Origin of the sequence: Pseudomonas sp. OG7, from assembly GCF_014192825.1 — a bacterium.
Classification (GTDB): domain Bacteria; phylum Pseudomonadota; class Gammaproteobacteria; order Pseudomonadales; family Pseudomonadaceae; genus Aquipseudomonas; species Aquipseudomonas monteilii.
In genome coordinates, this window is the sequence record NZ_JACHYK010000004.1 from 502,033 (window position 1) to 513,066 (window position 11,034).

Below are 11,034 nucleotides of genomic sequence, written 5' to 3' on the forward strand. Positions count from 1 at the left end.
GGATACGTGTGATTCCTGGCATGAGGTGCTTTGCTTCCCTTTTCATTGCGGGTGATCCTTTTTCAGCCTTGCACGTATGCGCGCCGCCATGCAAGGCTTGGGCTTCCGTTACCAGGTGAACCGCAATGACCCAAGCTACCGATCAGGCCTTTTACGACCGCGCCGATGCGCACATCGACCTGGCCAACCAGCAGATCGAAAAATTCGAAGACCTGGGCAAGGTCAGCGCCTCGCTCACCTTCAGCGCGACCCGTTTCAGTGCCTGGATGAGCGCCCGCAGCTTCAAGAGCGGCGCGGAGCTGGCAGCCGCCCGGGAAGAGATTCTGAAGTACTTCTGCGAGCAGTACCGGATGATGCTCGAAGACAACCTGGATGAGCACATCGAGCACTTTGACCGCTTTGTGCTGGGCAAAGGCGACTGACACGCGTGCGGCTAGCGGGCCTTCTTTTCGAGAATCCGCGCCCCGCTACCTTCCTTGCCCAGCACATCCTCGGGGTTACGCAGCGGGCAGTCTTCCAGCGACAGGCAACCGCAACCAATGCAGTTGTCCAGGCTGTCGCGCAGTGCCTCCAGCGTGCGGATGCGGGCGTTCAGGTCTTCGCGCCAGGCCGTGGACATCTCGCCCCATTGCGCCGCCGTGAGCTTGCTGTTGGGTGCATAACGGCTGAAGGCCTGTTTGATTTCCTCCAGCGCAATACCGGTGCGCTGCGCCACCTTGATGATCGCCAGCGTACGCAGCACCAGCGCGGGAAAGCGGCGCTGATTGCCGGCGGTGCGGACACTGGCGATCAGCCCCTTGGACTCGTAGAAGTGCAGCGCAGACACCGCCACGCCGCTGCGCCTGGACACTTCGCCTACCGTGAGCATCCGCGTGTTGTCCGCTGCCATGCCTGTTGACCTCAAGTTAAGTTGAGCTCTTATAGTCCTGCCCGATCTTCCCCGCAACCGCTTTCCTGATTGATCGGAGCACTGCATGAACAAAAGGACGTTACTGGCCTGTGCCGGCGTTGTGGCAGGTGTGCTGGCGGGCGCCTATGCGCTGGTGGGCAACAGCTCGATGCAACCCGCTGCTGCCGCATGGCCGGCAACCAAGGTGGCGTTGGCCACGGCCGAGCAGGTGCAGGTGGCGCGGCAGAACTTTGCCTCGGGGGAGCTGGAGGCGGTCAACCAGGTGCAGGTGGCGGCCGAGGTGGCGGGGCGCATTACCCGTATCGCGTTCGAGTCTGGGCAGACCGTCACCGCCGGGCAGGTGCTGGTGCAGCTCAATGACGCCCCGGAGCAGGCCCAGCGCCAGCAGTTGCGGGCCAAACTGCGTAACGCCGAAGTGGTGTTGCAGCGCAGCCGCAAACTGTTGGCTATGCATGCTGTATCGCAGGAGCTGTTCGATAACGCCGCCACTGCCGTGGATGTGGCCAGTGGCGAGTTGCAGCACGTCGAGGCGTTGATCGCGCAGAAGGCCATCCGTGCGCCGTTCGCCGGCAAGCTGGGCATTCGCCGGGTACATCAGGGCCAATACCTGGGCGCTGGCGAGACCATCGTCAGCCTGGCAGATACCCGCCAGTTGCACGTCAACTTCTCCTTGGGCGAGCAGGCTGCGCCCGACGTGCAGGTGGGGCAGGTGCTGGTACTGGATGTGGATGCCGTGCGCGGCCGAGGCGTAAAGGCCCAGGTAGTGGCGGTCGACCCGGTTGTCAGCAAGGCGCGCCTGGTGCAGGTGCAGGCCGCCTTGGTGAACCCGGACGGGCAGTTGCAGCCGGGCATGTACGCCAGCGTACGCCTGGACGCGGCACAGCCGTCGACGGTGCTGGCCGTACCAGAAACCGCAATTACCTACACCGCCTATGGGCAGACGGTGTTCGTCGCCACCCGGCACGCGGAGCAAGGCACCCGTGTGAAACGGGTGCAGGTCACCACCGGTGAGCGCTGGCAGGGGCTGGTGGAGGTGATCTCTGGCCTTGTGCCGGGTGATCAGGTGGTGGTCTCTGGCCAGCTGAAACTGAACGATGGCATGTCTGTCGAGCCGGTGGCCCAGGACAGCCTGCAGGCCAGCCAGGGAGGGCGGCAATCGTGAAGTTCACCGACGTCTTCGTGCGCCGCCCGGTGTTGGCGCTGGTGGTCAGCAGCCTGATCATCCTGCTGGGGCTGTTTGCCATGGGCAAACTGCCGATCCGCCAGTACCCGTTGCTGGAAAGCTCGACCATCACCATCAGCACCGAGTATCCCGGGGCCTCTGCCGAGCTGATGCAAGGCTTCGTGACCCAACCGATTACCCAGGCGGTGTCTTCGGTGGAGGGCATCGACTACCTGTCCTCGTCATCGCAGCAGGGGCGCAGCCTGATTACCCTGCGCATGGTGCTGAACCGCGACTCGACCCAGGCGCTGGCCGAGACCATGGCCAAGGTCAATCAGGTGCGCTATCGCCTGCCGGAAAAAGCCTACGACCCGGTGGTGGAGCTGTCGGCAGGTGACTCCACTGCCGTGGCCTACGTAGGCTTTGCCAGTGATACCTTGTCGATACCCGAGCTGAGCGATTACCTGTCGCGGGTGGTGGAGCCGCAGTTCTCCGGCATCGACGGCGTGGCCAAGGTGCAGTCGTTCGGCGGGCAGCGCCTGGCGATGCGCCTGTGGCTGGACAGCGAGCGGATGGCCGGGCGCGGGGTGACGGCAGCCGATGTGGCGCAGGCAGTGCGTGCCAACAACTACCAGGCGACGCCTGGCCAGGTGCGCGGCCAGTACGTGCTGGCCGACATCCAGGTGGACACCGACCTCACCCGGGTCGAGGACTTTCGCGAACTGATCATCCGTAACGCGGGCACCGACCTGGTACGCCTGCGCGATGTCGGCACCGTCGAGCTGAGTGCGGCGGCCACCCAGACCAGTGCCACCATGGATGGCAAACCGGCCGTGCACCTGGGCTTGTTCCCCACGCCAACCGGCAACCCGCTGGTGATTGTCGAGGGCATTCGCCAGCTGCTACCGCAGATTCAGCAGACCCTGCCACCGGGCGTGCATGTGGCGTTGGCCTACGAGACCGCACGCTTCATCGACGCCTCGATCCACGAGGTGCTGCGCACCCTGGTAGAAGCGATGCTGATCGTGGTGCTGGTGATCTGGCTGTGCCTGGGGTCGCTGCGCAGCGTGTTGATCGCGGTGGTGGCCATCCCGTTGTCGATGCTCGGCGCCGCAGGCCTGATGTTGCTGTTCGGCTTCAGCCTCAACTTGCTGACCTTGCTGGCGATGGTATTGGCCATCGGCCTGGTGGTGGACGATGCCATCGTGGTGGTGGAGAACGTGCACCGCCATATCGAGGAGGGCAAGTCGCCGGTTGCTGCAGCATTGGCCGGGGCGCGGGAAATTGCCGGGCCGGTGATTGCCATGACCCTCACGCTGGCGGCGGTGTATGCACCAATCGGGCTGATGGGCGGGCTGACCGGCACGCTGTTCCGCGAGTTCGCCCTGACCCTGGCGGGGGCGGTGATCGTGTCTGGGGTGGTGGCGCTTACCTTGTCGCCGGTGATGAGCTCGCTGCTGCTGCAACCCGGTCAGCAGCACGGCGCATTGGCCAACCTGGCGGACCGGTTGTTCGGGGCGCTGACCGGGGCTTACGGGCGGGTGCTGGCTTACACCCTGTCTCATCGCTGGATCAGTGGCGGCGTGGGACTGCTGGTGTGCCTGAGCCTGCCCTGGCTGTACCTGCTGCCACAGCGCGAACTGGCACCCCCCGAGGACCAGGCGGCGGTGCTCACGGCTATCAAATCGCCGCAGCATGCCAGCCTGGACTATGCGGAACGCTTTGCGCAGAAGCTCGACCAGGTGATGAAGTCCATTGCCGAAACCACCGACACCTGGATCATCAACGGCACCGACGGCCCGGCCGCCAGTTTCGGCGGCATCAACCTCAGTGCCTGGCAGGCCCGCGAGCGCTCTGCTGCACAGGTGCAGGCGCAGCTTCAACAGGCGGTAGCGGACATCGAAGGCAGCAGCATTTTCGCCTTCCAGGTGGCCTCGCTACCGGGTTCCAGCGGAGGCTTGCCGGTGCAGATGGTGCTGCGCAGTGCCCATGACTACCCCGAGCTGTACCAGACCATGGAAGCCCTCAAGCAGCGTGCCCGCGACAGTGGTTTGTTCGCCGTGGTGGACAGTGACCTGGACTACAACAACCCGGTGGTGAAGGTGCGCATCGACCGGGCCAAGGCAGCCAGCCTGGGCATCAGCATGCAGGCCATCGGCGAGTCGCTGGGTGTGCTGGTGGGCGAGCAGTACCTCAACCGTTTCGCCCTGTTCGGACGCTCCTACGACGTGATTCCGCAGAGCATTCAGGACCAGCGCCTGACGCCTGCAGCGTTGAACCGCCAATATGTGCGCGCCGAGGACGACAGCCTGGTGCCGCTGGCCACGGTGGTGCACCTGGATATCGAGGTTGCGCCTAATCGCTTGCTGCAATTCGATCAGCAAAATGCCAGCACCTTGCAGGCGATACTGGCGCCGGGTGTGTCGATGGGCAATGCCGTGGCATTTCTTGAGCAGCTGGCCAGTGAGTTGCCGCCTGGCTTCAGCCACGACTGGCAATCGGAATCACGGCAGTACGTGCAGGAGGGCTTTGCCCTGATGTGGGCGTTTATTGCCGCGTTGGTGGTGATCTACCTGGTGCTGGCGGCGCAGTACGAAAGCCTGGTGGATCCGCTGATCATTCTGGTGACCGTGCCGCTGTCGATCTGCGGTGCGCTGCTGCCGCTGGCGCTGGGCTGGGCCACGTTGAACATCTACACGCAGATCGGACTGGTGACGTTGATTGGCCTGATCAGCAAGCACGGCATCCTGATGGTGGCGTTCGCCAACGAGATCCAGGTGCGCGACAACCTTGATCGGGCGGCGGCTATCGTCCGCGCTGCGCAGATACGTTTACGGCCTGTGCTGATGACCACGGCGGCGATGACCTTTGGCGTGCTGCCGCTGCTGTTCGCCAGTGGTGCCGGGGCCAACAGCCGCTTCGGGCTGGGGGTGGTGATTGTGTGCGGGATGCTGGTGGGCACCTTGTTCACGTTGTTCGTGCTGCCGACGGTGTATGGGTGGCTGGCGCGGGATCATCGGGTGGTGTCGGTGCGCAGCAAGCAATTGATCGAGGCCGAGCAGCAATTGCGGCCCCTCTAGGAGCGGCCTTGCGTGCCTGGGATCAGACAGGCGAGCGATCCCGGCGCATCTGGGTGACCAGGGTAAAGCGGTCATCCGGATGCACCGTCTCTGAAACCGCCATCAAATCGCCGTTTTCCTCGCGATAATGGCGAATGATCTTCAGCCCCGGTGAGCCCGCCTCGGCTTTCAGCGCGCAGGCCATTTCTGCGCTCAGTAACACCGCCCGCACCTGCTGGTCGACCACCGCGATCGCCCGGCCATAGTGCTGTTCGATCAACCCGGCAATCAGCTGGTCGGGGTGCTCGCGGGCGAGTTCGATGACCTGGGCATAGTCGCGCTGCGCATACACGTCGGTCCAGCACAGCGGTGCGGCACTGTGCAGGCGGTCGATGCGGATGCTGGACACGCAGAAGTAATGCTCCCCCGGTACCAACCCTAACCGTGTCGCCTCGCTCAGGTCGGCGACGAAGTGCCTCACATCCTGGATTTCCCGCTGCTGGGTTTCGGCCAGGTGTGCAAGGTCGGCCACGCTGGCCAGCGACTGTGAATAGCCACCGAGCGGGCTGCTGGCCTCCACCCGGGTGCCCACGCGTTTGCGCCGCGAAACCAGCCCTTGTCCGAGCAGTTGGTCGATGGCCGCACGCACCGTGTGCCGGCTTACGCCGTACAGGTCGCACAGCTCGAACTCGGTCGGCAGCAGGCTGCCCACCGGATAGCGGCCGCTGGCGATGCCTTGCATCAAGTCCTTTGCCACGATGGCGTAGCGCGTCGGGTTCATACGGTTGGTCTGTCGGGCACAGTGTGTGGAGGCACAGTGTACCAGCCCCCTCACGCGGCCCGCTGGGCGCGCAGCATGGAGAACACCGCCGAAGCCGAGCCGGGCTCGCGCTTGTCCAGCCCGGCCACCGCCAGCACCGACAACGCCACCATGATGAACGGCTGGCCAATGCCACGCACCACCGTGGACGGGATGATCACGTTGTCGGCACTGTCGGCGCTCAGGCTCGCCCCCAGCGGGTAAAGGGAGAATTAGTGAGTCTAGATCGCGTGTTTGGCATTAATTAAGAAACATAATTGTGGGTGTTCAGGGCTTTTCTTGTTTTTCTTATTGTTCGACGTAATTGATGCGGCGTCTGTGAGATCGAGCGCCGCCCGCGCGGCGCTCGATTTCGAAGGCGTTGCATATCTAACGGCAAGCACCTGGTGACCCATTGCCATGCGTGCGTCTCAATCACTCCCTATGGGCAAGCTCATGTGCAGCAACGGAAATGGCCGGCCCTCGCCATCCAGCGGCGAACGGCCTGTCTGGATGAAACCGTAATGCCGGTAGAAGCCCACAGCCTGCGGGTTTTGCTCGTTGACGTCGACACTCATTGAATGGCGCGATTGGCGGCCGAAGTCCAGCAGCGCGCGGCCGATGCCTTGCCCATGAAGGTCGGGGTCGACGAAGAGCATTTCCACATGCTGCTCGTTGAAGCCGATGAAGCCCAGCGGCTGGTCATCTGTGTCGACTGCTACCCACAGCTCGACGGCCGGGAAGTAGATGTCGCGCAGCTGTGGCAGCAACGCGTCGATGTCGGCGGGTTGTAGAAAGTGGTGCGTCGCGGGCACGGCGCGCAGCCAGATGTCGAGCAGCTGCGGGTAGTCGGCAACATTGCCTTGGCGAATGATCATGAGGTCATCCTGAATGTATTGATGGCGGGTGGGCACGCCGGGGATTGGCGGCCATGCAAGGGGCGGCATCATGAATGACCGCTTCGCGAATCAACGCCTGGGCGGTGCACGGCAGGGGAAGCCGGAAGGGAAGAGTGGGAAGGGTACCCGGATTGGGTTGTCTGGGGCAACGCAGCCTGATTCGGGCTTTGGAAAGTAGGTTGCCAGCACTGGCGATACAAGTCTGCACCTTTGACTGGGTCAGGATTACTGTCAATGCTGCAATTGACCCGCAAAACAAGCATGGCCCCGGGAGCGCCAATGAACCGAAACGAACTGCGCAAAGCCGATATCAACCTGATGGTGGTGTTCGAAGCCCTGATGCAGGAGCGCAACCTCACCCGTGCGGCAGAAAAACTGTTCATCGCCCAGCCCACGGTCAGCGCCGCGCTGGCCAGGTTACGGGCGATGTTCAACGACCCGTTGCTGATCCGTGTGGGCAACCGCATGGAACCGTCGGCCAGGGCCGAAGAGGTGATCCAGTACCTCACCCCGGCGCTGGATGCGATGTCCATCGCCCTCAGCCTGTCCCATGACTTCGACCCGGCGACCAGCAACATGACGTTTCGCATCGGTTTGTCCGATGACGTGGAGTCGGGCTTGCTGCCGCCACTGCTGCGGGCCCTGCGGGTGGAGGCGCCGAACGTGGTGGTGGTTGTGCAGCATGTGGATTACTGGCGCATACCGGATTTGCTGGCAGCAGGCGATGTGACGGTTGGCATCAGCCAGACCAGAGGGCTGCCAGCCAATGCCAAGCGCAAGGTGCTGCGCACCCTGCAGGGCAGGGTGGTGCGGGCCGACAAGTCAGCCACCCCACTGACACTGGATGAGTTTTGCGCCCGCCCGCACGTTCAGGTCTCGCCCACCGCCAATACGCAGGGCGTGGTCGACGACTGGCTGAAAGAAATCGGCCGTGAACGCAAGGTGGTGTTGTCGGTGCCGCAGTTCAGTTCATTGCCGGCGATTCTGGCCGGCACCGACCTGCTGGCCTGCTGCCCGGATTATGCCGCGCAAGGCATGGAGCGCTGGGGCAACCTTCAGGCCGAGACGTTGCCGTTCGAGACGGCTGCACTGGAACTGGCCATGGTCTGGTTGAGCACCACCGACAGCGACCCTGCCGAACGCTGGTTGCGCAGTCGCCTGGCGCAGTACATGGGCGGCGAGCGTGAGGTGGCCATTGGGCTCTAGCCGCGATCATTTGCAGAATCAGGCGAGCATCGCACGGGATCAGACTACTGCTCGGCGCATGTCGATCGGGCCACCGGGCACCTGGACCTCGACACCTTCTGTACGCTGGCGCACGCAATCGTCTCGCTGGGCAGCGGTGCCGTTCACGGCGTCAGCGATGAAGCGCTCGCGCGTATCGGCAGGGCGCGGCGGGTATGCCTGTCGGTGCCGAGCTTTCTGATGCTGCTGGAGGTGTTGCGCAGCAGTGACCTGATCGGTGTACTGCCCAGCTGCCTGGTGCAGCCGGGGGATGGCCTGCAGGTGGTGGAGTCGCCGCTGGCCTGAGGGTGGCGAAACAGCAGGATCTTTGCAGGCAGCGAGGATGAAAGGACTACGGGGCAAGCCTTGTTGGGGCGCATGGAGGCTTCCATTTCAGTCAATACGGCGCGCAGCCGTCCAAGAATGCGCTGCGCAACAGGGGAATGGCTTCGTCCACTGAATACCCTTGTATCGCCGGTGGTTCAGGGCGCTCACAAAACTCACGCCAGACGTATAGCGTCAACTCGGCGCCGTCGGTTTGCGGCTGCACGCTATCGGTCCAGCCCAATGCCTGCAGCGCCCGGTATCGCTCGTCTGCCCAGAACAGCGCTTCGACCCAAGGGTAAACAGGGATGAAATGGAAGTGGATGGCATACCCCGCGTCATGGCCATACCGGCCCATGTACAACCGCGCCGGTTGCAGCTGCGCTTCCATCACCTGCTGCGTGCGCGCCATGAGAATGCCGAGCTCGGCCTGGGCCTCAACGGGCAGGGCCGCCAGTGAGTTGACCGGCGCCCGTGCGCTGAGCATCAGGTAACCGGGCAGGGCGCTGTTCATGCGGTGGTTCAGCACCCAGTGCCGGGTTTCGTGGATGATGAAGCGGGAGGGGATGTCCAAGTTCGCCTGCATTTCACGCCTTCCTGTGGCAAAGCGGGCAGGTTAGCGCAGGGCCGGTAACCTGTCGCGATGGCATGAAGGGTTTATGGGTGGGCGCTGCGCTTGCGCGATTTTTTCGCCGGGCGCCTGCCAGGCTTGAGTTGCCAGCGGTCGGCGTTGGCGAGCAGGCGCTCCTGGATGGCTGACGGGTAGTCGCTGAGCGTCGTCACTGATGGCACGGGCTTGCCGGGCATGCCGGCCTCGCGGATCACTTTCGGCCAGTGCGGTCGCCAGCACAGCAGCAGGCTGAGCCAATGGCCTGTGCCGATGATGACGAACGCGGGCCAGATCATGAGCAGGACGACTTTGAACAGCCAGCTGCTTTTGCGGAAGAAGCGACCAAGGCCTTCGAACTGGGCGCTGAAGGCCTGGATGGGTGAGGGCAGCTGGGTGCTCAGGCGAGGGCGGGGGACGGCGTGCGGGCCTTCTTCCATGTAGCGGCGGATGAACTCCCACTCGTCGCGGAGTTCACTGCCGCCTTGGCCTTGTTTGCCGATGAAGGCCATTTCCATGTGCGGTAAGCCGGTACGGCTGGGGTGCCAGACCAGGCCGAGTCGCATGCCCACGCTAAGTGAGTCATCTTCTGGATTGATGCCCGTACTTCCGGTTGCTTTCCATGGGAAGGTTACGATGCCGCCGCAGTAGCCGGGGCGGTGGAGGTGGACCTGCTGAGTTTTTCGGTTGAATCGAATGAGCAGATGGCGGCTGGTAAGCATTTCCAGTCGGCTGATTTTTATGCCGTACTTTGAATAGAAATACAGTGCTGACCCTGAAGCCAAGGCCAACGCAATAGCCAGTATGACTGTCAAAAAGGAGCTGGATTCTGGCTGGGTGAAGTCAAGCCAAATAGATCCGGCAGATATGATAGTACCGAACGCTATACCGGGGAGCACTCCGCCTAGCGTGACTAATGTAATAAGGCCACGTTTCTCTTCCGAGCCGCCACAGCGCATCTCCATGAATGTTTCATTGAATGCATAAACAGGGCCGCGTACCAGAGGGTTTTTGCTGACTTGACGGAAATGTATTTCTTCGTCCAAGTCAGCCTCATAAAAATTACTCCTTGTGCGCTTCTCTGCCGGCGTCTTCTCGGCTTCATACGCGTTCCGAGCATGCTCTGACTCAGTTGCCATTTGCCAGAAGCCCCATTCGATCAGATACATTATAAAGCCTCCCTGAAAGCTGAATGTAGGGCGCTCAGCTCATCCTGTTCTTCGTGGGGCTTGGAGTTTTTTTCGATCCGAAAGATGCTGCGTTTGCACCACTTTTCTAGAGCATCATCTTCAAAGAAGTAAATGATGAGTGTGAGTGCGAGGCCTACCCAAAAGGCGCCAAGTACTAAACGCGCAAGTAGCAGGCGAGCTGCTTGTGTTCCCAATTTTTTTGCAAGCTCACCCATCGAGGTGGCGAGCATCCTCACAACTTTGCTTTTAGCGCTATGAGCGAGATGATCAAACAAAGGTTTTGCTATAGCAATTGCTGTTCCTGCTTCTGCCAGGGAGAGCGTGATGGTTGCCAGCGCGCGCATTGCGTATGCTAACGCCAACGTTCTGGTTTTTTTCGTGCCCTGTCCAGAAGGTTCCTGCTGGCGGTATTTAAAGTTCTCGGCTGCGTCAGCAAAGTCCCACCACGCCAATACCAGCCCCCCAGAACCAGCCAGACCAGCCCCCCACAACTTCAACCTCCCCAAGGTTGCCGCAGCCCCTCTCCCGGTCACACTTTTCGCGCCATATCGGGTTGCCACCTGATCCACATAGCTGGCGCCGATTTCAAAGCCAGCTGCTGCCGTGGTCATCGCAGCCGCCAGGAGTTCGGTCTTCACTCGCGCATCACTGTCGGGCAGCTCCCGCGCCTTGAACGCCATCAGCATGCCTTCCAGCAGGCAGACCAAGCTGGCGGCCCGCACCTTGTAGAAGTCACTTTTCTTGCCGTCTGCCTGCATCAGGCTTTCAGCCCAGGCCTGGTCCAGAAAGCGTGCAATCTGGCCACCGCTGCGTTGAGAGCTGAGCGATTGTCCATTTCGAGCGGCTTCGCTCAGACGAAT

Annotated in this window: 9 protein-coding genes and 2 pseudogenes; 4 read left to right on the forward strand and 7 right to left on the reverse strand. The window is 62.4% G+C overall.

Annotated features, from left to right (window positions below):
• Positions 1-125 precede the first annotated feature (125 nt).
• Positions 126-422 (forward strand): DUF3144 domain-containing protein, encoded by a 297-nt coding sequence (locus FHW75_RS13100; RefSeq protein ID WP_019097013.1) that lies wholly within the window; start codon positions 126-128, stop codon positions 420-422.
• A gap of 11 nt (positions 423-433) precedes the next feature.
• Here the strand turns inward: FHW75_RS13100 and soxR are convergent, their stop codons facing one another.
• The gene (soxR, locus tag FHW75_RS13105) at positions 434-889 is read right to left on the reverse strand and encodes a redox-sensitive transcriptional activator SoxR (protein WP_019097014.1); all 456 of its coding nucleotides are present in this window, start codon (positions 887-889) and stop codon (positions 434-436) included.
• Positions 890-974: 85 nt separating this feature from the next.
• Here soxR and FHW75_RS13110 point away from each other — a divergent pair, with 85 nt between their 5' ends.
• Positions 975-2,072 carry an efflux RND transporter periplasmic adaptor subunit gene (locus FHW75_RS13110; protein WP_159266039.1) on the forward strand — a complete coding sequence of 366 codons (1,098 nt, stop codon included), beginning with the start codon at positions 975-977 and terminating at the stop codon, positions 2,070-2,072.
• Positions 2,069-5,152: a MexW/MexI family multidrug efflux RND transporter permease subunit gene (locus FHW75_RS13115; protein WP_025754930.1), complete on the forward strand. Its 3,084-nt coding sequence runs from the start codon at positions 2,069-2,071 to the stop codon at positions 5,150-5,152. The genes FHW75_RS13110 and FHW75_RS13115 overlap by 4 nt, the downstream gene beginning before the upstream one ends.
• A gap of 22 nt (positions 5,153-5,174) precedes the next feature.
• Here the strand turns inward: FHW75_RS13115 and FHW75_RS13120 are convergent, their stop codons facing one another.
• The 3 genes and pseudogenes from FHW75_RS13120 to FHW75_RS13130 all read right to left on the reverse strand — a co-directional run bounded on the left by FHW75_RS13120 (position 5,175) and on the right by FHW75_RS13130 (position 6,808).
• Positions 5,175-5,912 carry a GntR family transcriptional regulator gene (locus FHW75_RS13120; RefSeq protein ID WP_027609526.1) on the reverse strand — a complete coding sequence of 246 codons (738 nt, stop codon included), beginning with the start codon at positions 5,910-5,912 and terminating at the stop codon, positions 5,175-5,177.
• Between the two features lie 68 nt (positions 5,913-5,980).
• Positions 5,981-6,148 (reverse strand): annotated as a pseudogene (locus tag FHW75_RS13125) (EmrB/QacA family drug resistance transporter); the annotation flags it as partial.
• 213 nt (positions 6,149-6,361) lie between these two features.
• On the reverse strand, positions 6,362-6,808 hold the full coding sequence (locus FHW75_RS13130; protein WP_183673855.1) for an acetyltransferase: 447 nt from the start codon (positions 6,806-6,808) through the stop codon (positions 6,362-6,364).
• Positions 6,809-7,108: 300 nt separating this feature from the next.
• Here FHW75_RS13130 and FHW75_RS13135 point away from each other — a divergent pair, with 300 nt between their 5' ends.
• Complete coding sequence (locus FHW75_RS13135; RefSeq protein WP_159266040.1) at positions 7,109-8,035, forward strand: LysR substrate-binding domain-containing protein; 927 nt, start codon at positions 7,109-7,111, stop codon at positions 8,033-8,035.
• A 415-nt stretch (positions 8,036-8,450) separates the two neighbouring features.
• On the opposite strand, the gene FHW75_RS13140 is transcribed toward FHW75_RS13135, so the two are convergent.
• The 3 genes and pseudogenes from FHW75_RS13140 to FHW75_RS13150 form a co-directional block, all read right to left on the reverse strand.
• Complete coding sequence (locus tag FHW75_RS13140; protein WP_174244668.1) at positions 8,451-8,963, reverse strand: HIT family protein; 513 nt, start codon at positions 8,961-8,963, stop codon at positions 8,451-8,453.
• 71 nt (positions 8,964-9,034) lie between these two features.
• A complete protein-coding gene (locus tag FHW75_RS13145; protein WP_159266041.1) occupies positions 9,035-10,153 on the reverse strand; it encodes a DUF6708 domain-containing protein in 1,119 nt (372 codons plus the stop codon).
• Positions 10,153-11,034 (reverse strand): annotated as a pseudogene (locus FHW75_RS13150) (hypothetical protein); the annotation flags it as partial. The gene FHW75_RS13145 and the pseudogene FHW75_RS13150, both read right to left, overlap by 1 nt.